Raw genomic sequence first — 22,901 nt, forward strand, 5'->3', positions numbered from 1 at the left:
CGAGAGCTGAATGGCTGAAGCGGCGGACAAAGACTCCAAAACCGAAGACGCGACCGAAAAGAAGATCCGCGACACCATCGAACAGGGCAAGCTGCCCCATTCCAGGGAGGCCGCACTTCTGGCGTCCTTCATCGCCATACTGGTGTTCACCGTCTTCTACGCCAAGGACGCGGTCGTCAATCTCGGCATGTTCCTGTCGATGTTCCTGGAAAAGCCCGAGGCGTGGCCGATGGACACCGAGACCGACGTCATCGCGCTCTACAAGACCGTGATGATGGAAATAGGCAACGCCGCCGTCAGCCTGCTGGTCCTGCTGGTGGTGGCCGGCATCGGCGCCTCGGTGCTGCAGAACATGCCGCAAGTCGTCGGCGAGCGGATCCGGCCGCAACTGTCGCGCATCTCGATAGCCAAGGGCTGGACCAGGATGTTCGGTATTCAGGGCTGGGTAGAATTCCTGAAATCGCTGGGCAAGCTCGGCTTCGCCAGTATCGTGCTCTACTTCACGCTGTCGCAGGACTACCGCCAGCTCCTGGCCGGCATGATCACCAACCCCGTCGCTTTCGGCCTCGTCATCAAAAGCATCACCGTCGACATATTGGTGGCGATCGTCTTCGTCATGGGGCTGATCGCGGCGGTCGACGTCGTCTGGTCGCGCTTCCATTGGAAGCAGGATCTGCGGATGACCAAGCAGGAGGTCAAGGACGAGTTCAAACAGTCCGAGGGCGACCCGATCATCAAGTCCCGGCTGCGCTCGCTGGCGCGCGACCGGGCGCGCAAGCGGATGATGACGGCGGTGCCGCGCGCGACGCTGATCATTGCCAATCCGACGCACTTTTCCATCGCGCTCAGATATGTCCGCGACGAGGATTCAGCACCCCTGGTGCTGGCCAAGGGCCAGGACCTGGTTGCGCTCAAGATTCGCGAGATCGCCAAGGAGCACAACATCCCGATCTTCGAGGACGTGGCGCTCGCCCGCTCCATGTACAAGCAAGTTTCGGTTGATAGCGTGATCCCGTCGCAATTCTACCAGGCCGTCGCCGAACTGGTGCGGATCGTCTACTCCAAAAAGGCTGAGCGGAGACAAATTTCATGAACCGCCAACCGCACGCAAAATCCCGCGAACTCATTGTCGCCAAGGCCATCGAGCAGGTGGTCGACGAGTTGCGGCTGATCGATGTCGCCGACTACATCGCTTTCATCCGGCTCGAGCATTTCGCTTGCCTGTCGGATCTGGTGGATTCGGCGGTGGAGCTGTTCTTCCTGCCGGGCACGCTCAGGCTCGGCCATGGCGGAGAGGCACATGTCGACTGGAGCGGCAGCCCGCGCATCGTGCTCGATCTCGAGCTTCGGCCGCCGGGCGTCACCGTCTATTTCCAGCTGACGCTGAGCGAGGAGAGGTCTTCGGTCGCGGTCAACTATGTGTCGTTCGAGAAGCCCGGCGAAGACCCCGAGCACAACACCGCCTTGCTGGAGACGGTGATCGAAGAGGCGCGCATTCGCCGGACCGAGCCGCTCGCCTATCGCTGATTTTCTTTCGCAAGCCGAATCGCTGGACGCTGACTACTCGATCAGCCCCAGCCGCAGCGCCTTGGCCACCGCCTGGTTGCGGTTGACCGCGTTAAGCTTCTGCGTCGACTGGGTGAGATACTGGTTGGCGGTGTGGACCGACAGCTTCAGCAGCCTGGCGATCTCTTCGCTGGTGTTGCCGTTGGCGGTCAGCTTCAGGCACTCCAGTTCACGCTTGGAGATCGACCGCATCCGGCCGGCATCGTTCGGACGAATTCGGGCGACGGCGGCGAACAGCGAAAAACAGCGGGCGTGGATTTCGTAGAGCGTGTCCTCCGGCAAAGCGATCGTCGAGCCGAGGAACACCACCAGCCCGCAATGGCCCCGATCGGCATGGACGGGAAAGGCAATGCCGTTGGTGCCCGGCGCCAGCGGCGCCGTCCGCTCCGCCCAGGCGAGGTTCTGGAAGACGGCGTCCGAGCCGGCGATGCCGTCGTCCGCCCACCAGCGCGGCGCTGTCGAGGCGCCGCTGTGGTGCACCATCTCCTCGCCATTGGCGCCGGCGATGAACTTGGTTGTCACCGCGGTGGCGGGATAGTCGGAATCGAAGCTCGGCACCAGGCGCGCCCGTTCCGGCGAGGGGCTGACGAAGTAGAGGCCGAAGGCCGACGCGTTGATGTCGACGGCGATCCAGCGGCAGCGGCGCACCGCGTCCGGGATGGTAACGGCATGGTGCGTCTCGGAACCGATGGAGAAGGCGCCGAACGGATTGCGCTGCTCGTTGAAAAGGGCTTCGGCCGCCGCCTTGATGTCAGCGTGTTTCAAATGATGCCGCTCCTGATCGCCGTGGCGATGGCCATCGCGCGGTTCGAGGCCGCGAATTTCTGGATGGCGTGGGTGATGTAGCTGTTGACGGTGTTGGACGAGACCCCGAGGATCACCGCGACCTCATCGGTGGTCTTGCCTTCAGACACCCAGAACAGGCATTCGCGCTCACGGTCGGACAGCGGGTCCTGCATGGCGGCGGCGGCGATCAATTGCGGGATAGCGGACAGCGCGTAGCAGCACTTCAACTGAGCCTTCATCAGCGCCGGCTGGTCGATACTGCCGGCCTCGGCCGCCGAGAAAAGCGCAAACAGCCGCTGGCGACCGACATTGAGCCGCAGTGAATAGACTTCGGCATGGCCAAGCACGTCGAGCAGGCGCGCCTCTTCGCCGGTGAGCAGTCCGCCGGCGTCGGGCGCCGCGGCGGCGACCAGTGGCCTCGGGCGGATGCCAGGTGCAACGGTCAGCGGTCCCTGGGCAAGGCCGGCGATCAGCCGCTTGCCGATCAGTTCGATGGCGTCGAAGATCCAGTTGGATGAGACGATGCGGGCGTCGTTGCGATCTTGGTCGTGGACGATGGCGACGAGCATGTAGCTGTCGGCGCCGATCTCGGCGGCAAGCTGCATGAAAAAGGAGGTGAGATCGCCGCGCGATTCAAGGCGCGAGCCTAACGTATCGGATTGGAGAAGCGCGGCGGAACTGCTCATTGGATGCTTTGGTTGTATGTCATGGCCGGAGTCTTTTCTTGAGCCCGGACGCTGGGGCTAGCAGCGGCCGAACTTGAAGACGCATCACGTTTACGAAGCACTCACACGGCGCGGCGGTCGCGCTGATCGCCGAATCCATTCAGGGAACGCGAAGCCGTCCGCGTCTGGTGCCGGTCATTTGCCGGAACTTGAGACTTTGGGTGGTCGCCGCGCCCCCAAGGACCGGCTGATTCGGGTCTAATCTACCCGCAGATGAATCCGACATCAAACGCGATTTGACAAAATCAATATTATTGGACTCAAGCGACTCAGGGGCGGCTTCCGCGGCCTTTTCCGCCGCAAAAGGCCTGAAACGCCGACACGAAAAAGCCAGAGGGTGTTGCGATACTGCGTATCGAGGGCCGATCGATTCCGATAGGGTCTCGGCAGCCGGCAGGGGTGGGCATCCCTTCGGTCATACGGCGGATTTGGCGGCGCTTGCTCGCGGCCATCAGCATCGGGGGTCATGATGAAGCAGGTTTTCCTGGCGTTCACGGTGGTGCTTGCGGTTCTTGCCGGTATGGAAGCGCCCGCCAAGGCTGAGCCGACCGTTACCTATGCGCTCGACAACGGGCTGCAGGTGGTGCTGGTGCCCGACCATCGCGTGCCGAAGGTGGTGATGAACCTGCGCTACCGCGTCGGGTCGATGAATGAACCCGCGGGACGCTCGGGCTTTGCGCATCTGTTCGAACATCTGATGTTTTCCGGCACGCCGGCCTGGCCGAACGTGTTCGGCGCGCACGCCGCGCTCGGCAACGAGATCAATGCCTGGACCACCGAAGACGGCACCGTTTATTATGTCGACGGGCTGTCGTCGTCACTGCCGATGATCCTGTCGCTGGAGGCCGACCGCATGGCCAATCTCGGCCGTTCGGTGACTCAGGCCAAGCTCGATCTGCAGCGCTCGGTGGTCAAGAACGAGATGCGCCAGAACGTGCTCGACAAGGCCGGCGCATCCGGCTGGGAAGCTTTCTGGTCCGGGCTGTTCCCGAAGCCGCATCCCTATAGCCGCATGGTCATCGGCTCGGTCGCCGATCTTGATGCGGCGACGCTCGACGATGTCAGGGGTTTCTTCAACAGCTACTATCTGCCCAACAATGCGGTGCTGGTGCTGGTCGGCGACTTGGAGATCGACGACACCAAGGCGCTGATTGCCGACACGTTCGGCCGCGTGGCGCGCGGCGCCGATGTGGCGCGGCCCGCCGTGCCGGCACCGACGCAGGCCCGGCTCAAGCTGGTGCTCGAGGATCGTGTACCAAGCCCCATCGTCGTGGTCGGCTTCAGTGGCCCGGTGGCGCAGTCGCCCGACAATGGTGCGCTCAGCATTGCCGCCGAACTGCTCGGCAACGGCGAATATGGATTTTTGCGCAACCGGCTGGTTTCGCAGTTGGGCATTGCCACCTATGCCAGCGCGAGCTGGACCGGCGGTCTGCTCGGTGGCCGCTTTACCTTCGAGGCGGGTGCCGCCGAAGGTGTGGCGCCGGAAGCGCTGGAAAGCGCGATGAAAACGGCGTTCGCGGATTTCCTGAAGACCCCGCTCGATCCGGTCGATGTCGAGCGTGCGCGCACGGGCATCTTGCAGGCAGCGCGGCTCGGCAGCGAAGCACTGAAGGATCGCGCCGGCGTCGTCTCCTACAATGCCGACGTGCTCGGCGATGCGCAGAGCGCGCTGGTCGACGACCCGCGGGTGAAGGACGCCAGCGTGGCGGATGTCGAGGCCACGATGAAGCGGCTGTTGAAACCGGAAGACGCCAGCGTGCTGGTGCTGAAGCCCGGACCGCGCGGCGGCTATCCCGATGCACTGATCGGCTCGTCCGGCACACCGCAGCCGTTCACCGCGCCGGAGCGAGCGGCGATCGACATTCCGAAGCATGCGGCCGGGCAAGCGCCTTCGGCAACACTGCCCGCCATGGAAACGGCGACGCTCTCGAATGGCATCAAACTCGTCCACTACACAATGCCGGAAGCGCCGATGGTCTATGTCGCGGCCAGTGCCGCCGGCGGCTGGAACAGCGTGCCGGAAGGCAAGGAGGGATTGCTGGAGCTTGCAGCAAGCATGGCGACACGCGGGGCCGCCGATCGCGGCTCGGCTGATTTCGCCAAGGCGGCCAGCGACATCGGCGCCGGCGTCGGCCACCAGGCCGGAACGCTGACCACGATGATGACGCTCGGCGTGCCGCCGGAAAAGCTCGACCAGGGTATTGGCCTGCTCGCCGACGCGGTGCTGAAGCCTCGTTTCGACAAGACCGAATGGACGGTGCTGATGGCGCAGACAGTCGACTGGCTAAACGGCCGCGAGGCGGATCTGCCCGGCGTTGCCGGCCGCATGGCAAAGGCGACGCTGATCCCGCAGGTGCCGGGCAAGGCAGCGGTGGACTGGTCGGCAAAGGCGCTGGCCTCGATCTCGCTCGACGAGGCGAGGGACGCATTCAAGGCGGAGTTCACGCCGAAGGCGGTGACCTTCTACAGCGTCGGCCCGATGCCGGTCGCGACCGTCGCCGCCAGCCTTGAAAAAGCATTTGGCGCGTGGACAAGCGACACCGCCGGCTATGCCGTCGAGCCGTCGCCGGCGGCGCATTTCAACGGGGGACAGAAAGTGCTGCTGGTGCCCGAACCCGGCGCCAGCCAGTCGGCGCTGTTCGTGGCGCGGCCGGCGCCCGGCACCGACGAGAGCGAGCGCGCTGAATCGACCGCGGTCTCCAACCTGCTTGGCGCCGATTTCTCCAGCCGGCTGAATTCGGTGATCCGCGAGGAGAAGGGCTACTCCTATGGCGTGTCGAGCTATCTGATGAGCCCGATGAAGGCCGGCTCGGGATTGGTCGTGGCAACCACCGTCGAGCGCGCCAACACCGGGCCGGCGATTACCGAAATCCTGAAAGGATTTGCCGGCCTGACCACCTTGCCGGTGGCGCAGGACGAGGTCGACCGCACGGTGACTGTCTATCGCCGGGCGCTGGCTGGATCGGCCGAGACGTCGGCTGGTCTGTTCTCCTCGCTGATTGGCGCGGTCGGCAGCGGATCGACGCTGGAGGACCAGCAAACCCGCATGGCGGCGCGCACAAAGCTGACGCTCGATGCGGTTCAGAAACAGGCGCTGGCCCTGGCGTCGCTCGATCCGTCGCTGATCGTGGTGGCGGGCGACCCCGATGTGGTGATGCCGCAGCTTGCCGCTATCGGTTTCAAGGACGTCGAGATCGTCAAGCGTGACGAGGTCGGCGATGAGACGGCGATGCGGGCGCTCGATCTTCTCGGGGGCAATCGCCAGGCGCCGCTCTCCGCATCGCCATGGCGGGTCGGCGATGGCGGCACGACACGGGCGGTGCATTCCTGTACAGGCGATAGGGACTGCGGCGCGCAGATCCACGCCGACTGATCGATACGAGGCGGCCGCCGGCCGCGTTTAAATCTTGGGCAACTTTGTTTCGGGGGAAACGATGAGCGATTCATTTCGGGAAGTCACATCCGTCTCGTGGTTCGGGCGGATCAAGCGCGCGGTCGGCGGGGTCATCTTCGGCCTTATCCTGATCGTGCTGATGGTGATCGGGCTGTTCTGGAACGAAGGCCGCGCCGTGCAGACGGCGCGCTCGCTGGCCGAAGGTTCTGGAGCGGTGGTTTCGGTCGGCGCCGACAGCGTCGATACCGCCAATGACGGCAAGCTGGTTCATGTCAGCGGACTGGTGACGGCGGACAGCGGCCTGGCGGATCCGGATTTCGGCATCGCCACGCAAGGGCTGCGGCTGTCGCGCAGTGTCGAGATGTATCAGTGGAAGGAAGAGTCCAAGTCGGAGACGACCAAGAAGCTCGGCGGTGGCGAAGAGACGGTGACCACCTACAGCTATTCCAAGGTGTGGAACGACAGCCAGATCGACTCGTCGGACTTCAAGAAGCCGGACGGCCACCAGAATCCGCCGATGGAAATCCCCGGCGGGACCTTCCAGATTCCTGAGGGCAAGCTTGTCGCCTTCGATCTCGATACGCCAGTGCTGGACCGTATCGAGGGTGACAAGGACTATTCGCTCTCAGCCGACCAGTCGGCGGCGATAAAGGCTGCCTATACCGGAACGAAACCGCTCAGCATCGTCGATGGCAAGATTTATCTCGGCAATGACAACACGAAGCCCGCTTTGGGCGACTATCGCATCGGCTACGAACTGGCGCCGCTGGGCGTGATCAGCATCATCGCGCGCCAGGCCGGCAGCCGCTTCGAGCCCTACCAGACGCAAGCCGGCGATGCGCTGCTGATGGTCGATACCGGCAACGTCCCGGCCGAAAAGATGTTCGCCGACGCGGTCAGCGCCAACACGCTGATCACCTGGCTGCTGCGCGGCGCCGGCTTGCTGTTGCTGACCATAGGCTTTGCGCTGTTCCTCAGCCCGATCGGGGTGATCCTCGACGTCATACCCTTCCTCGGCAGCATGGCGCGGATGGGCACCGGCATCATCGCCTTCGTCCTGGCGATCCTGGTCGGCACGGTGACGATTGCGATTGCCTGGTTCTGGTACCGGCCGTTGCTGGCGGTGGCCATCCTGGCGACAGGCGTGATTGCGGCGGTGATTGTCTACCGCATCGGCCGGTCGCGAAGGCCAGCCGTTCCGGTGGTTGCACCCAACCCGGCTGCGGCCGCCTAGATGGTCGGGGCGGCCGGAGCCGCCCCATATCTCCTTGGCGCAATTCCGGCCGGAAAACCGCCTCACACTTATCCTGGAATCGCTTTCCTATTTGTCCTCGAAGCCGGTCAGCACGCCGACGGCGTTGATGCCGATCTCCTCGACGGCATAGCCACCTTCCATCACGAACAGCGTCGGCAGGCCGAGCTTGGCGATGCGCCGGCCGATCTTCGGATAGTCCGGGCTTTTCAGCTTGAACTGGCTGATCGGGTCCTTCTCGAAGGTGTCGACGCCGAGCGACACGATGACGATATCGGGGGCGTAGGCGGCGAGCTTGGCGCAAGCGTCCTCCAGCGAGGCGTTCCAGGCGTCCCAATTGGTGCCGAAGGGCATGGGATAATTGACGTTGAAACCTTCGCCGGCGCTGGCGCCGCGTTCATCGGCATGGCCGAGGAAGAACGGATACTCCACCATGGGATCGCCATGCAGGTTGAGAACCTGCACGTCGGCGCGTTCATAGAAGATCTCCTGCGTGCCATTGCCGTGGTGATAGTCGACGTCGAGGATCGAGACGCGTTTTGCGCCCTGATCGAGGAACCACTGCGCGGCGACCGCGGCATTGTTGATGTAGCAGTAGCCGCCCATGAACCCGGCACCGGCGTGATGGCCGGGCGGGCGGCAGAGCGCAAAGGCCGACCGCTCGCCACCCTTGACCAAGGCCGCCGCCGTCAGCGCCACGTCATAGGACGATTTGATCGCGGTCCATGTGCCTTCGACGAAGGTGGCGCCGGCGTCGAAGGAATAGTAGCCGAGCAAGGCGTCGACGCGCTTGGGTGGCACGTCGCCGCGCAGGCCGCGCGTCGGCCAGGTGAAGGGCATCGCCGTGCCCTCGAAGCCGGCGGCCTTCCACGCCGGCCAGACGGTCGGCAGGAAGTCGATATAGTCGGCCTTGTGGATGCGCTTGGCGGCTGTGAGATCGTGCTCGACCGGTCCGATGATCGGCCCCAGCTTCTCGCTCTCGACCCGCGCCTTGATGAACTCGGCCCGCGACGGCTTTTCGAAACCCGGCACGATTGCCGACGTGACCAGTTCCATCTGGCCGGCATGGCCGGCATGAAGCGGCGAATAGACAGTCTTCATGAATTTCCTCTCGAAATAGCGAAATCAGTCAAGGTTGAGATAGGGGGTGACCAGAGCGAGCCACATTCTTTCCACATCGTCCTCGATGAGGTCGTATGTCTTGCGATCCCGCTTCAACCCCACAAGCCGGCAGGCGTGCCCGACATCCATCATCAGCACGCCGAGCCGGCTGGCGATCTTGTCTTCAAGGGCCGGGTTCACATGCTGCAGCCACGCGGCGTAAAGCGCGATGATCTGCTCGTCATATCCGTCTTGGATCGGCCTGAGGTCGGCATTGCCGGATATCGCCTCGATCACCGGCATCAGGGTGGCGTTTTCGAGATATATTCTGGAGGTATCGATGAAGAGCTTGCGCACCTCCTGCCGAAACTCGTCGCGGTTGGTGGGTGGGGTGACCTCGATGCGCCTGGCGATCACCTCGGGAAACGACGACAGCCAGCGCCGGGCGAGGTCGAGGAGAATGGCTTCCTTGTTGGGAAAGTACTGGTAGACCGAACCGACCGACAGGCCCGCGCGCCGGGCAATGGCGAGCGTCGTCGGCGTCTTGGTTCCTTGCTCCCGCGTCAGGGTCAGCGCAGCGTCGAGTATCCTGTCGACCACCTTGCTCGACCGTTCCTGCCGCGGCTGCTTGCGCGGTTCGAGCGCCATCCTGGTTTCGCGGCTGAGACTGCGCTTCACGGATTGATGCCTTCGTTCCCTGCCGGTTTCAACACAGGTCCCGGTCTCAACATTGGCGTGGTGTGTTGTCCACAATACATTCGAAATTCGGCACGTTGACAAACGCGACTAATTAGTCGCATTCTTTTATCCACGCTGTTTCGAGAGATCACAAGGGGAATTTCGAAACAGCGCACTGGCATCAGTTTTCGTCCGATAAAGCCGCTCCGGCGGAGTGGCAGCTTGTCGGACTAGAGGGTTGTCGGTCTCAGCCAGTCGTCAAAAGCGCGGAGTCGCGATGTCTGTCACGGGTGCGGGTCAAAATGCTGATCTGATCGTCATCAATGGTCGCGTGCGGACCATGGACGATGACAATCCCGCCGCCGAGGCGATTGCCGTCAAGGACGGCGCCATCATCGCCATCGGCAACCACGCCGCCATCGAAAAACTCAAGGGAACGACCACAGAGGTGATCGACGCCAAGGGCGGTTCGGTCCTGCCCGGTTTCATCGAAGCCCACATGCATCTGTTCTCGGGAGGGGCCGAGCTCGCGCATCTTCAACTCGGCGGTATCCATGGCTTCGAGGCGCTTCAAAGCGCCATCCGCGACTACGCAACGACGCGGCCCGAGGCGAAAATGCTTGTGGGCCAGGGCGTCGACTACACCGTGCTCGGCGACGAGCGGGTGACACGCCATCATCTCGACGCCATCCTGCCCGACCGCCCCTTCTGCATGGCGGCGCCCGACCACCATACGATGTGGGCCAACACCAAGGCGTTGGAGATGGCCGGCATCCTGAAGGGACGCACGCTCGGCCCGGGCAACGAGATCGTGATGGGTGACGACGGCCTGGCCGCGGGCGAATTGCGCGAGGGCGAGGCCTTCGGTCCGGTGCTCGACCTTGCCGGCGAAAGCCGGGTGCGGTTGGGGCTGTCGACCGGCGGCGAGCCGGACCCAATGCCGTCGGCCGCCGAGCGGGCCGCTGACCGTGACATCATGCGGCGCGGGCTTGCATGGTGCGCGCGCCACGGCATCACCTCGATCCAGAACATGGACGGCAATCTCTACGAACTCGAACTGCTTTCCGAGATCGAGGCCGAGGAGGGATTGCCCTGCCGCGTCAAGATCCCGTTCCACTACAAGAACTTCATGACGCTCGACATGCTCGAGAAGGCGTCCGTCATGGCCGAGCGCTACGACGGCGAGTGGCTGTCATCGGGCATGGTCAAGGTGTTCTATGACGGCGTGCTCGATTCCTGGACCGCTGTTATGGTCGAACCTTATGCGGATCGTCCCGACTGGGTCGGCGAGCCGCTGTTCACGCCGCAGCAATTTATCGATCTCGCCGTGGCTATCGACAAACGCGGGCTGCAGATCGCCGTGCACTCGATCGGTGACGGCGCGGTGCGCGCGGTGCTCGACGGTTACGAGGCGGCGCGGAAGGTCAATGGCAAGCGCGACAGCCGGCACAGGGTTGAGCACATCGAGGTCACCACAGCAGCCGACGTGCCGCGTTTTGCCGAACTCGGCGTCATCGCCTCGATGCAGCCGTCGCATCCGCCCGGAGCCATGGATTTTCCTCTGGAGCCGACGGTGTCACGCATCGGGCCGGCCCGCTGGCCGCTGAGCTATGCCTGGCGCGCCCTGAAAAGCGCCGGCGCCCATGTCGTGTTCGCCTCGGACTGGCCGGTGGCGGCGATCGACCCGATCCTGAGCATTCAGGCGGCAGTGCAGCGCAAACCATGGGCAGAAGGCGATCCTGACCAGAGTTTCTCGCTGCAGGAAGCGATTGCCGCCTACACGGTCGAGGGCGCCTATGCCGAATTCGCCGAGCATCGCAAAGGCGTTCTGAAACCCGGCTACATGGCGGATCTGGTGGTTTTGTCGGCCGATATCGAGAAGACGGCGCCGGCCGATCTGCACAAGCTGCGGCCGGTGACGACGGTCTGCGGTGGCAAGGTCACCTACCAGGCCTGACAATGGCATGCGGCTTGCACAGCTTGCCGCTTGCAAGACGAAATGACCGACTGAACTGTGATTCAATGCCGGACTTGCCAACCTACCGGCCGTGTGGTCACATCGAACAGGGGAAAAGCTCCGCCAGCAAGAGCGGGGTGAACAGTGAGGCGTATCGTGCCGGAAAAACCGGATCGGAATGCAATTGAAGTCGTAAACGTCAGTAAAATTTTCGGATCGGGTGAGGGGCAGGTCGCTGCCCTCGATACGGTCTCGGTATCCATCCGCGAGAATGAGTTCTTCACCCTGCTGGGACCATCCGGCTGCGGCAAGACCACGTTGCTGCGGCTGATTGCCGGCTTCGACTTTCCAACCGCCGGCGAAATCCTCCTCTACGGTCAGGACATCGCGCCGTTGCCGCCCTTCAAGCGGCCGGTCAACACCGTCTTCCAATCCTACGCGCTGTTCCCGCATATGACGGTCGCCGACAATATCGGCTTTGGCCTGGAAATGCTGGGCAAGCCGAAGGCCGAGATCAAGGCGCGCGTCGCCGGGATGCTGAAACTGGTGAAGATGGAGGCGCTGGCGGGTCGCCGAACCAGCCAGATCTCCGGCGGCCAGCAGCAGCGCGTGGCGCTCGCCCGGGCGCTGGCGCCGCAGCCCAAGGTGCTCCTGCTCGACGAACCGCTCTCGGCGCTCGACTACAAGCTGCGCAAGGAAATGCAGATCGAATTGAAGCGGCTGCAGCACGAGACCGGAATTACCTTCATCTTCGTCACCCACGACCAGGAGGAAGCGCTGACCATGTCGGACCGCATCGCGGTGATGTCGTCGGGCAAAATCCTGCAGGTCGGCTCGCCGCGCGACATCTACGACCGGCCGGCCGAGCGTTTCGTCGCCGACTTCATCGGCGAGTCGAACTTCCTCAAGGCGGATGTGGTTAGCGCGACTGGTGGCCGGGCGACGGTGAAGCTGCCGTCTGGTGTGGAAATCCCAGCCTCGCTGCCGGAAGGCTTCAGCCCCAGCGGCAAGGTCACCATCGTCGTGCGTCCAGAGCATGCGCAGTTGGGCACGGCCAGCCCGAGCGCTTCGCTGTCCGGCACCGTCGAAAACATCGTCTATCTCGGCACCGACACGCACTTCCATCTGCGCCTTGCCGGTGGCGAGCCGTTCATCGTGCGGCGTCAGAACAGCCGCGGCGCCGGTGACGGCTTCGTGCAGGGCGGCCAGATCGGCATCATGATCGGCAACGACGCCGCGCAAGTGCTGAAGGACTGATCATGGCGACCGCGGAACAAGTCGCCAAGGCAGCGGAGCGACGCGATGTGCGCGACCGGTGGCTGCTGTCAGCGCCAGCCTTGCTGGTGATCTTCCTCGCCGCGACCGGCCCCTTGCTGATCGTGCTGATCTACTCGTTCCTGACGCCTGGCCCCTATGGCGATGTGAAGTGGCAGTTTTCGCCCGATGCCTGGCTGTCGGTGTTCATGGAACGCGACATTTTCGACGATACGCTTTCGCTTGCGGCAGCGCATGTCACCATCTTCTGGCGCTCGATCAAGCTGGCGGTGATAACGACGATCGCCACTTTGGCATTGGGGTTTCCAACCGCCTATTTCATGGCGACGCGCAGCGAGAAAACCAGGGATCTCTGGCTGTTCCTGATCACCATTCCGTTCTGGACCAACCTTCTGATCCGCACCTTCGCCGTGCTGCAGATCATCCGCAACGAAGGCATCATCAACACCATCCTTATCAAGCTTGGTATCGTCTCAGCGCCGGTGCAGATCCTCTTCACCGACACGGCGATTCTGATCGGCATGGCCTATGTCTATCTGCCGCTGATGGTGCTGCCGATCTATGCCAGCATGGAGAAGCTTGATTTTCGCCTCGTCGAGGCGGGCTACGACCTCTACGCGACCCGATTCAAGGTATTGCGGAAGATCATTTTCCCGCTGGTCAAACCCGGCGTCATTGCCGGCTCCATCCTGGTCTTCATTCCAGCCCTTGGCGCCTATGTGACGCCGAGCGTGCTTGGCGGCGGCAAGAATATGATGCTGTCCAACCTGATCGAATTGCAGTTCGGCCAAGGCCGCAACTGGCCGCTCGGCTCGGCGCTGTCGATCACGGTGATGATCATCGTCATGGTGGCGCTGCTTGCCTATGTGCGCAATGCCGGCAAGTCGGGGACGCGGCATGGCTAAGAACTTTTCCATCAAGCACCAGACCGGCTTCACGGTGATCGCTGCGACCTGTTTTATCGTGCTCTATCTGCCGATCATCGTGCTGGTCGCCTATGCCTTCAACGCGGCGAACTCGACGTCCGAATGGGGCGGCTTTTCGATGCGCTGGTTCCAGTCGGCTTGGCAGAACGTGCAAGTTATCGACGCGACGCTACGCTCGTTCCAGATCGGCGCCGTCGCTGCGGTGCTGTCGACAATCTTTGCCACCATGGCCGCGCTCGCCACCACGCGCACCGCGTCCTATCCGGGCCTCACCTTCAAATATGCGGCGATCAACCAGCCGCTGATGGTGCCCGAGATCGTCACGGGCGTGGCGCTGCTGATCTTCTTCTCGCGCATCAAGATCTTCACCGGCTATTCCGGCATTGGCTATCTGATCGCCGCGCACACGGCGTTCTGCATCCCGTTTGCCTATCTGCCGATCCGGGCGCGGCTGGAAAACATGGACCTGACGCTGGAGCGCGCGGCCGCCGATCTGTACGCGACGCCTTGGAAGACCTTCCGCCGCATCACGCTGCCGCTTTTGTGGCCCGGCATACTGGCCGGACTGATGCTGGCCTTCGTCATCTCGCTCGATGACGTCGTCATCACCGAGTTTGTCAAATCGGGCGGCCAGGATACGCTGCCCACCTACATGCTCGGCCAGATCCGCCGCGGCATCACGCCTGAGATCAACGCGATATCGACCGCCTTCCTGCTGCTTTCGGTCGCGATCGTCACGTTGTTTTTCTTCGTCAGCAGGAAAAGAGACTGAACCGACAAATGGGAGCTAAAACCATGAACTGGAAAACAACGACAGCCGCCATGGGGTTGGCGCTGCTCGCAACGACGAGCCTGGCCCGCGCCGATGGCGAGCTGAACATCTACAATTGGGGCAACTATACCAGCCCCGACGTGATCAAAAAGTTCGAAGCCAAATACAACGTCAAGGTGACCATCACCGATTACGATTCCAACGATACGGCGCTCGCCAAGGTACGCCAGGGCGGCACCGGCTTCGACATCGCCGTTCCGTCGCAAACCTACGTGCCGATCTGGATCAAGGAGGGCCTCGTGCAGGAGACCGATCCGGGCAAGATGGAGAACTTCAAGAACGTGGCGCCGGAATGGGCCAATCCAGACTTCGACCCCGGCCGCAAATATTCCGTGCCGTGGGCGCTGGGCACCGTCGGCGTCGTCGTCAACACCGATGCCTACAAGGGACCAGCCGACAGCTGGGGCATCATCTTCAACACGCCGGACGAGCTGAAGGGCAAGACCAATGTCGTTCCCGAGATGAATGACGTTATCTTCGCGGCGATCAAATATGTCGGCGGCCAGCAGTGCACCGACGACAAGACGGTGCTGAAGAAGGTGCGCGACACGCTTGTCGCGGCCAAGCCGAACTGGATCGCCATGGAATACAACACCATCGAAAAGATGGGCGCCGGCGACTTCAAGGCGACCAGCGACTGGAACGGTTCGGCGCTGCGTCAGCGGCTGGCCAATCCGGCCATCCATTACAATTATCCGAAGGAAGGCTACGGCCTGTGGAGCGATAACGTCGTCGTTCTCAAGGAAGCCAAAAATGTCGAGAACGCCAAGCTGTTCCAGAACTTCATCATGGATCCGGAAAACGCGGCCGGCCTCTCGGCCTTCCACCGTTACGCAAACGCCATTACCGGCTCGGACAGATACATGCCGGCCGATATGAAGGATGCCCCGGAAGTCGTCATTCCGGAGGCTGCGAAGGCACAAGGCGAATTCCAGAAGATGTGCGCGCCTGAGATCCAGGACATCTACACCAAGATCTGGACCGAACTGCAGAAATAACCGCAGTCTGACAGACCCGGCGGCATGCGCCGCCGGGTCTTTTCTTTTCCGGAATGGCTTTCATGGACTCCTATCGCAACAGCGATCCGCGGCCGTCGATCATGCAGGGCTCGCCGCCTCAAATGGTGCTGCCGAAGCTCGACTGGGACCGGCCGCCATGGAATCGCTGGGCCTTCCAACACATCCGCGAATTCCTGCCGACCATCGAGGTCTGGCGCGGTAATGGCCATCGCCATCGTCTTGAGCGCGCAGAGACCGATCTCGACGCGCTGCCGGTGGAAGACAGCAAGGGCCGTCCGACGACGCTCGTTGGCCTGCTCGACGAGACCTACACGGACGGCTTCCTGGTGCTCAAAGACGGCAAGGTCGCCTATGAGCGCTATTTCAACGGCATGGCCGAGCGCACGCTGCATCTGTCGCAGTCGATGGCGAAGTCGGTAACAGGCACCGTGTTCGGTATTCTGGTTGGGCGCGGCTTGATCGACCCGGCCAAACCGGTGAGCGCCTATCTGCCGGAGCTCGGCGCGACCGGCTGGGACGGCGCCAGCGTGCAGCATGTGCTGGATATGACCACCGGCGTGCGGTTTTCCGAGGAATACACCGACCGTTACTCCGACATCGGCCAGGTTGATGTCGCCACGGGCTGGAAGCCGGTGCCGCCGGACAGCGATCCGGATTTCCAATGGCCGCCGCATCTGTTCGAGTTGATCCTGCAGCTGAAGGACAAGGTGCGGCCGCATGGCGCCGCGTTCGAGTACCGCTCGATCGAGACCGACGTGCTTGCCTTCATCATGGAGCGGGTCACCGGTAAACGTCTGGCGCAGCTGGTGTCCGAGGAGCTGTGGCAGAAGCTCGGCGCCGACGAAAGCGCTTGCTTCACGGTCGACAGCGCCGGCTATGCGCTGGCCGATGGCGGCTTCAACGCGACGCTGCGCGATTACGCCCGCTTCGGCCAGCTGATCCTCGACAAGGGCCGCGGCATCGTGCCGGCCGACTGGATCGAGGCGACGCGCAACGGCAAGCATGGGCCGGACTTCAATCCGAGCCTGCCGGAGGGCAGCTATCGCAACCAGTTCTGGATCGAGAATCCGCGCACGCGCGCTTTGATGTGCCGAGGCGTGTTCGGGCAGATGATCCATATCGACTGGGACACCGGCATGGTCGTGGTCAAGCTTTCAAGCTATCCGGATTTCAGCAATGTCGCCTATTCGGTGGCAACGCTGAAGGCGGTGCACGCCATCGCCAAGGCGCTTGGTTGACCCACAACAAACCATCCCTCTGAGGAAACGTTCATGACCGGCAAGACTGCGTTCGAGACCCGCTACGGCTTTGCCCGCAATGAGGTGCTGCTCTCCAACTGGCGCGAAAGCCCGTTCAACCGCTGGTCGTTCCAGAACCTTGGCGAGCTGGTGCCGACCGCTCCCGTGGCGCCGACGCCGGGAAGCGTCGAAGCGCCGGTGCGGGACCTGAGCGGCCTGCTCGGCGAAAAGGTTTCGATCGCCAGCGCCCCGGAAACGGTGGCCGAATTCCTCACACGTTCGAGCAGCGACGCGCTGACGGTGATGAAGGCTGGCAAGGTCATCGGCGACTGGTTCGCGCCCAATATGGATTTCGGCGCCCGTCACATCATCTTTTCGATCAGCAAATCGGTCACCGCGATCATCGCCGGAATACTGGAAGGCGAGGGCGTGTTCGACCCGGAAGCGCCGGTGACCCAGTACATTCCGGAAGCCGCCGGTTCGGCCTATGCCGATGCAAGCTGCCGGCATGTGCTCGATATGAGCGTCAGCCTCGACTTCGAGGAGGCCTATCTCGATCCCGAAAGCGCCTTTGCCCGTTACCGTCGCGCTACGCTGTGGAATCCGGGCGGCGGCACTGAAAGCTTGCGCGAATTCATTCTGACCTTGCAGCGGCTCGAAGAACCGCACGGCAAAACCTTCCGCTACCGTTCGCCCAATTCCGATCTGCTCGGCCTGTTGCTCGAACGAGCTTCCGGCCAGCGCTTCCCGGACCTCATGCGCGAGAAACTGTGGCTACCGCTGGGTGCTGTCAGCGAGGCTTCGATCGGCGTCGACATGGAAGGTACGGCGCGCACCGCCGGCGGCATTTCGGTGACGCCGCGCGACCTGGCGCGTATCGGCGAGATGATGCGGCAGGGCGGCACGGCCAATGGCCGCGGCATCGTGCCAGAAGGCTGGGTGCGCGATACGACCGTTGCCGGCGGCAGCGCGGAGGCCTGGCAGCGCGGCACAATGGTGCATCTGTTCCCAAAGGGCCGTTACCGTAACAAATGGTACCAGACGGGGGCGGCAAACGGCGCCTTCTGCGGCATCGGCATCCACGGCCAATGGCTCTACGTCAACCCGAAGACGGAAGTGGTGATTGCAAAAATGGGGTCGCAGCCGGTGCCTGAAGATTATCCGCTCGAACGCGAGATCGTTGCCTTTTTCGAGGCGCTGAGCGGGATGGTCTGAGGACGAGCCAAAGCAAGGCGCTTTCCTGTGGACCTCTTTGACGCTTGAGAACACTGCGGTTGGCGGGACGGACATCAGCGCCTATGGTCGCCGCTCTTTGCGACAGGGACCAGCATGGCAGCAGACAGCAAACGCATCGCATCCATCATCGCGGCAGAGATCGGGGCGCGGTCGGAGCAGGCATCGGCAGCTATAGGGCTGCTCGATGAGGGCGCGACGGTGCCGTTCGTGGCGCGCTACCGCAAGGAGGTCACCGGCGGGCTCGACGACACGCAATTGCGCGACCTTGCCGAGCGGCTGGCCTATCTGCGCGAGCTCGATGCGCGGCGCGATACGATCCTTGGTTCGATTCGCGAGCAGGGCAAGCTGACCGACGAACTTGAGGCCAAAATTGTGGCTGCCGCCACCAAGGCTGAACTGGAAGACATCTACCTGCCCTACAAGCCCAAGCGCCGCACCAAGGCCGAGATCGCCCGGGAGCGCAGGCTGGGGCCATTGGCGGAGGCTATTTTGGCCAACCGGTCGTTGGTGCCCGCCGAGGCGGCGCTGGCTTATGTGACCGAGGATGTGGCCGACGCCAAGGCCGCACTGGAAGGCGCACGCGACATCCTGTCGGAACAGTTTGCGGAAAATGCCGATCTGGTCGGCAAATTGCGAACCTACATGAAGGAGCGCGCTTTCATGCGTGCCCGTGTCGTCGACGGCAAGCAGGAGGCCGGGGCGAAATTCTCCGACTATTTCGACCATGTCGAGCGTTGGGCAAATGTTCCGAGCCACCGTGCGCTGGCCATGCTGCGCGGCCGCAACGAAGAGGTGTTGTCGCTCGACATCGAGGTCGATGCCGACCATGCCTCGCCGGTGAAGCCGGTCGAGCGGATGATCGCCAATGCCTACGCCATCGGCGGCAGCCTGCCGGGCGACCGCTGGCTGATGGAAGTCGCCGGCTGGACCTGGCGGATCAAGCTTTCGCTGCACCTGACGCTCGATTTGATGCGTGACCTGCGCGAGCGGGCGGAGGAAGAGGCGATCCATGTCTTTGCACGCAACCTCAAGGATTTGCTGCTGGCAGCGCCCGCAGGATCGCGTCCGACCATGGGGCTCGATCCCGGCATCCGCACCGGCGTCAAGGTCGCGGTGGTAGATGGCACCGGCAAGGTGCTGGCGACGACGACGGTCTATCCATTTCCGCCGCGGAACGATGTGCGCGGCACACAGGCGGAGCTCGCCAAGCTCATCCGCCTGCACAAGGTCGAGCTGATCTCGATTGGCAACGGCACCGGCAGCCGCGAGACTGAAAAGCTGGTCGCCGACATGCTGTCCGACATGCCTTCAGATGGTGGGCCAAAGCCGCTCAAGGTGATCGTCAGCGAAGCCGGCGCCTCGGTCTATTCGGCCTCCGCGACAGCGGCGGCTGAGTTTCCCGGGCTCGACGTGTCGCTGCGCGGTGCGGTGTCGATCGCCAGGCGCCTGCAGGACCCGCTCGCCGAACTGGTCAAGATCGAGCCGAAATCGATCGGCGTTGGCCAGTACCAGCATGATGTCGACCAGTACCGGCTTGGCCGCTCGCTGGAGGCGGTGGTGGAGGACGCGGTGAATGCTGTCGGCGTCGATCTCAACACCGCCTCGGCGCCGCTCTTGGCCCGCGTGTCAGGCCTGGGCGCGTCGCTTGCCGATGCCATTGTCGCGCATCGCGATGCGACCGGGCCGTTCGCCAGCCGCAAGGAACTGCTCAAGGTAGCGCGGCTCGGCCCGCGCGCGTTCGAACAGTCCGCAGGGTTCCTCCGCATTGCCAATGGCAGCGAGCCGCTCGACGCCTCGTCCGTCCATCCGGAAGCCTATGGCGTGGCCAAGAAGATCGTCGCTGCCTGCGGTCGCGATGTGCGCTCGCTGATGGGAGACAGTGCCGCGCTCAAGGCGCTCGATCCGCGCGTCTTCGTTGACGAACGGTTCGGCCTGCCGACGGTGCGCGACATCATTGCGGAGCTGGAAAAGCCCGGCCGCGACCCGCGCCCCGGCTTCAAGACGGCGACCTTTGCCGACGGCGTCGACGATATCAAGGATCTGAAGCCCGGCATGCTTCTCGAAGGCACCGTCACCAATGTCGCGGCCTTCGGCGCCTTCGTCGATATCGGCGTGCACCAGGACGGGCTGGTGCATGTCTCGCAACTGGCCGATCGTTTCATCAAGGACGCGCATGAGGTGGTGAAGGCGGGCGATGTGGTGAAGGTGCGGGTCGTCGATGTCGACATCAAGCGCAAGCGCATCGCGTTGTCCATGCGCAAGGACGGCGGCGAGGGCGGGACGCCGAAGGGGCCGCGCGACAATGGCGGCGGCAAGCCGGCGCAACCTTCGCCGATGCCGCAGCGTCAGCCGGAACGATCGGCACAGCAAGGCGCGTTTGGTGCGGCGCTGGCCGATGCCTTGAAGCGGAAGTAGCCTCGGATGGTTCCTTGCAATCGCTAGAGCGTTATCTACCATCCTTGTGTGGAGATACGCGCGATATGGCAAGTTTCGAGAAAGTGAGTGTCCAAGAGTTGGGGCGTCTTTGGGACGAGGGCATGGCGAGTGGCAGTTCGGTCGATGGAGACCAGGCTTTCGCCCGGATCAAAAGCAAGCTCGATGCGAAAGTTGCCGAACGCAAGTCGCAAAAACGCTGCGCTTCCAGCCGGAAACCGTGCCGATGAAGCGGAAGTAGCTACCAGGCCAGAACGGCCGGTTCCTTTTCAACCTGGCCCAGCAGCCAGTCGCGAAAGCTGACGACGGGCGGGTGGCCGCGCTTGTCGTTCGGGACGACGAGGTAGTAGGCGCTGCGGCTTTGCATCGGCTGTCCCGGCGCCGGCACGAGCTGACCGCGCTGCAATTCGCCGGCGATAAGAACTTGAGGCAGGAGCGCGACGCCAAGCCCCGCCATGCAGGCTTGGGCAACGGTGCCGAATTGCTCGAACTGCATGCCGGGTCCGATCGGTGCGCTCAAGCCCTGTTCCTCGAACCATTCGCCCCAGGCCCCGGGACGCGTCGCCATGTGCAGCAGCGGCAGGCGGCTGATGTCGGCCGCCGTGGTGATATCGCGGCTGGCAAGGAAGTCGGGCGAAACCACCGGCATCACGGTTTCGCGCATCAACAATGTGGAATCGGCGTCCGGCCAGTCGGGCTGGCCATGATGGATGGCGGCGTCGAGCCGCTCGCGGGCGAAGTCGAAGCGGCCGATGCGGGTGACAAAGTTGATGGTGATGTCAGGGTTTTCTGCGACGAAATCCGGGATCAGAGGCATCAGCCAGCGCGTGCCGAAGGTCGGCAGTATGGCGAGGTTCAGCATGCCGCTATGCCGATTGCTCATCAATCCGAGCGCGGCGTCGCGCAATTGCCCCAGTGCCGCCCGCACGGCTTCGGCATAGATTTCGCCCGCCGTGGACAGCCGAACATTGCGGCTGTCGCGCTCGAACAGCCGGCGGCCGAACTGTTCCTCCAGAAGGGCTATCTGGCGGCTGACGGCCCCTTGGGTCAAATCGAGTTCCTGGGCGGCAGCGGTGAAGGAGCCAAGGCGGGCCACGGCCTCGAAGGCGGCAAGGGCGCTGGTGCTGGGCAAAAGCCGGCGTTGGACGTTCATGATCCATTACTAAACCTCATTGATCGGTGATGCAATTTTGTTTGATTTTTCCGAAGCGAAGGCGGATAAGCCCGAGCACTTCAAGATTTTGGGAGAGAGCGAAGCCATGGCCGCCGACAAGAACGCGTTCGTTTGGGAAGACCCCTTCCTGATCGAGAACCAGCTTTCCGAGGATGAGCGCATGGTGCGCGATGGCGCGGCCGCCTTTGCCGCAGACAAGCTCGCGCCGCGCATCGAGGAGGCCTATCTCGAGGAAAAGACCGATGCCGGCATCTTTCGCGAGATGGGCGAGGCCGGCCTGCTCGGCATCACCGTCCCTGAGGAATATGGCGGGCTCGGCGCCAATTACGTCACCTACGGGTTGGTGGCGCGCGAGGTCGAGCGGGTCGATTCCGGCTACCGCTCGATGATGTCGGTGCAATCGTCGCTGGTGATGTACCCCATCCATGCCTATGGCACGGAAGAGCAGCGCAAGAGATACCTGCCGAAGCTGGCTTCGGGCGAATGGATCGGCTGTTTCGGCCTGACCGAGCCGGATGCCGGTTCCGATCCGGGCGGCATGAAGACGCGGGCCGAGAAGACGGCGAACGGCTACAAGATTTCCGGCTCGAAAATGTGGATATCCAACGCGCCGATCGCCGACGTGTTCGTGGTCTGGGCGAAGCTGAAGGGCGACAACGGCAAGGACGAAATCCGCGGTTTCGTGCTGGAGAAGGGCATGAAGGGGCTGTCGGCGCCGAAGATCGGCGGCAAGCTCAGCCTTAGGGCCTCGATCACCGGCGAGGTGGTGATGGAAGGCGTCGAGGTTGGCGAAGACGCGCTGCTGCCCAACGCCAGGGGCCTCGGCGGCCCATTCGGCTGCCTCAACCGGGCCCGCTACGGCATTTCCTGGGGCGCGATGGGCGCCGCCGAGGATTGCTGGCACCGGGCCCGGCAGTATGGACTCGACCGCAAGCAGTTCGGCAAGCCGCTCGCCGGCACGCAGCTGTTCCAGAAAAAGCTCGCCGACATGCAGACCGAGATCGCGCTGGGCCTGCAGGGCTCGCTGCGCGTCGGGCGGCTGATGGATGAAGGCAAGATGGCCCCGGAAATGATCTCGATCGTCAAGCGCAACAATTGCGGCAAGGCGCTCGACATCGCCCGCCAGGCCCGCGACATGCATGGCGGCAACGGCATCCAGATCGGCTACCACGTCATGCGCCACGCGCAGAACCTGGAGACGGTCAACACCTATGAAGGCACGCATGACGTGCATGCGCTGATCCTTGGCAGGGCTCAGACGGGGATACAGGCGTTTTTCTAAGCTGTGCCGAATTCAAGTGAGGCCGGC

The 22,901-nt window shown here is 63.2% G+C and carries 19 protein-coding genes; 14 read left to right on the forward strand and 5 right to left on the reverse strand.

Features of this window, described 5'->3' with window-relative positions; all coding sequences use genetic code 11:
* Positions 1 to 10: 10 nt before the first annotated feature.
* Both flhB and NKI15_RS12065 read left to right on the forward strand, forming a co-directional pair.
* Entirely contained in the window at positions 11 to 1,093 is a 1,083-nt protein-coding gene (gene flhB, locus NKI15_RS12060) for a flagellar biosynthesis protein FlhB (RefSeq protein ID WP_023747168.1), read from the forward strand.
* On the forward strand, positions 1,090 to 1,527 hold the full coding sequence (locus tag NKI15_RS12065; protein ID WP_023671756.1) for a BspJ family T4SS effector nucleomodulin: 438 nt from the start codon (positions 1,090 to 1,092) through the stop codon (positions 1,525 to 1,527). Before flhB ends, NKI15_RS12065 begins: the two co-directional genes overlap by 4 nt.
* Positions 1,528 to 1,560: 33 nt before the next feature.
* Here the strand turns inward: NKI15_RS12065 and NKI15_RS12070 are convergent, their stop codons facing one another.
* Together NKI15_RS12070 and NKI15_RS12075 are read right to left on the reverse strand one after the other, a co-directional pair.
* Positions 1,561 to 2,331: a helix-turn-helix transcriptional regulator gene (locus tag NKI15_RS12070; RefSeq protein ID WP_023747169.1), complete on the reverse strand. Its 771-nt coding sequence runs from the start codon at positions 2,329 to 2,331 to the stop codon at positions 1,561 to 1,563.
* The gene (locus NKI15_RS12075; protein ID WP_023671758.1) at positions 2,328 to 3,038 is read right to left on the reverse strand and encodes a helix-turn-helix transcriptional regulator; all 711 of its coding nucleotides are present in this window, start codon (positions 3,036 to 3,038) and stop codon (positions 2,328 to 2,330) included. The genes NKI15_RS12070 and NKI15_RS12075 overlap by 4 nt, the downstream gene beginning before the upstream one ends.
* A gap of 505 nt (positions 3,039 to 3,543) precedes the next feature.
* Here NKI15_RS12075 and NKI15_RS12080 point away from each other — a divergent pair.
* The gene (locus NKI15_RS12080; RefSeq protein WP_286439808.1) at positions 3,544 to 6,450 is read left to right on the forward strand and encodes a M16 family metallopeptidase; all 2,907 of its coding nucleotides are present in this window, start codon (positions 3,544 to 3,546) and stop codon (positions 6,448 to 6,450) included.
* A 61-nt stretch (positions 6,451 to 6,511) separates the two neighbouring features.
* Complete coding sequence (locus NKI15_RS12085) at positions 6,512 to 7,705, forward strand: TMEM43 family protein (RefSeq protein ID WP_023703967.1); 1,194 nt, start codon at positions 6,512 to 6,514, stop codon at positions 7,703 to 7,705.
* An 87-nt stretch (positions 7,706 to 7,792) separates the two neighbouring features.
* Here the strand turns inward: NKI15_RS12085 and NKI15_RS12090 are convergent, their stop codons facing one another.
* Both NKI15_RS12090 and NKI15_RS12095 read right to left on the reverse strand, forming a co-directional pair.
* Complete coding sequence (locus NKI15_RS12090) at positions 7,793 to 8,824, reverse strand: histone deacetylase family protein (protein ID WP_023728364.1); 1,032 nt, start codon at positions 8,822 to 8,824, stop codon at positions 7,793 to 7,795.
* A gap of 24 nt (positions 8,825 to 8,848) precedes the next feature.
* Positions 8,849 to 9,502, reverse strand: a complete 654-nt coding sequence (locus NKI15_RS12095; RefSeq protein WP_023703965.1) for a TetR/AcrR family transcriptional regulator — start codon at positions 9,500 to 9,502, stop codon at positions 8,849 to 8,851.
* 277 nt (positions 9,503 to 9,779) lie between these two features.
* Between NKI15_RS12095 and NKI15_RS12100 the strand changes: the two genes are divergently transcribed.
* The 9 genes from NKI15_RS12100 to NKI15_RS12140 all read left to right on the forward strand — a co-directional run bounded on the left by NKI15_RS12100 (position 9,780) and on the right by NKI15_RS12140 (position 20,648).
* Positions 9,780 to 11,459, forward strand: a complete 1,680-nt coding sequence (locus tag NKI15_RS12100; protein WP_023703964.1) for an amidohydrolase — start codon at positions 9,780 to 9,782, stop codon at positions 11,457 to 11,459.
* Positions 11,460 to 11,615: 156 nt separating this feature from the next.
* Positions 11,616 to 12,716, forward strand: coding sequence for an ABC transporter ATP-binding protein (locus tag NKI15_RS12105; RefSeq protein WP_023703963.1), 1,101 nt, complete (start codon positions 11,616 to 11,618; stop codon positions 12,714 to 12,716).
* A gap of 2 nt (positions 12,717 to 12,718) precedes the next feature.
* Entirely contained in the window at positions 12,719 to 13,639 is a 921-nt protein-coding gene (locus tag NKI15_RS12110; protein ID WP_023703962.1) for an ABC transporter permease, read from the forward strand.
* A complete protein-coding gene (locus NKI15_RS12115) occupies positions 13,632 to 14,432 on the forward strand; it encodes an ABC transporter permease (protein WP_023671766.1) in 801 nt (266 codons plus the stop codon). The genes NKI15_RS12110 and NKI15_RS12115 overlap by 8 nt, the downstream gene beginning before the upstream one ends.
* Positions 14,433 to 14,455: 23 nt before the next feature.
* A complete protein-coding gene (locus NKI15_RS12120) occupies positions 14,456 to 15,490 on the forward strand; it encodes an ABC transporter substrate-binding protein (RefSeq protein ID WP_023703961.1) in 1,035 nt (344 codons plus the stop codon).
* A 62-nt stretch (positions 15,491 to 15,552) separates the two neighbouring features.
* Positions 15,553 to 16,749 carry a serine hydrolase domain-containing protein gene (locus NKI15_RS12125; RefSeq protein WP_023691711.1) on the forward strand — a complete coding sequence of 399 codons (1,197 nt, stop codon included), beginning with the start codon at positions 15,553 to 15,555 and terminating at the stop codon, positions 16,747 to 16,749.
* A gap of 33 nt (positions 16,750 to 16,782) precedes the next feature.
* A complete protein-coding gene (locus NKI15_RS12130) occupies positions 16,783 to 17,964 on the forward strand; it encodes a serine hydrolase domain-containing protein (protein ID WP_352513980.1) in 1,182 nt (393 codons plus the stop codon).
* Between the two features lie 114 nt (positions 17,965 to 18,078).
* Complete coding sequence (locus NKI15_RS12135) at positions 18,079 to 20,400, forward strand: Tex family protein (RefSeq protein WP_023747174.1); 2,322 nt, start codon at positions 18,079 to 18,081, stop codon at positions 20,398 to 20,400.
* A gap of 65 nt (positions 20,401 to 20,465) precedes the next feature.
* Positions 20,466 to 20,648 (forward strand): hypothetical protein, encoded by a 183-nt coding sequence (locus NKI15_RS12140; RefSeq protein ID WP_023820690.1) that lies wholly within the window; start codon positions 20,466 to 20,468, stop codon positions 20,646 to 20,648.
* A gap of 11 nt (positions 20,649 to 20,659) precedes the next feature.
* Here NKI15_RS12140 and NKI15_RS12145 read toward each other — a convergent pair whose 3' ends face one another.
* Positions 20,660 to 21,571: a LysR family transcriptional regulator gene (locus NKI15_RS12145; protein ID WP_023686321.1), complete on the reverse strand. Its 912-nt coding sequence runs from the start codon at positions 21,569 to 21,571 to the stop codon at positions 20,660 to 20,662.
* A 106-nt stretch (positions 21,572 to 21,677) separates the two neighbouring features.
* Here NKI15_RS12145 and NKI15_RS12150 point away from each other — a divergent pair, with 106 nt between their 5' ends.
* Positions 21,678 to 22,874, forward strand: a complete 1,197-nt coding sequence (locus NKI15_RS12150; RefSeq protein WP_352513979.1) for an acyl-CoA dehydrogenase — start codon at positions 21,678 to 21,680, stop codon at positions 22,872 to 22,874.
* The last annotated feature ends 27 nt before the right edge of the window (positions 22,875 to 22,901 follow it).

Origin of the sequence: Mesorhizobium sp. M0862, assembly GCF_040319795.1 — a bacterium.
Taxonomy (GTDB): domain Bacteria; phylum Pseudomonadota; class Alphaproteobacteria; order Rhizobiales; family Rhizobiaceae; genus Mesorhizobium.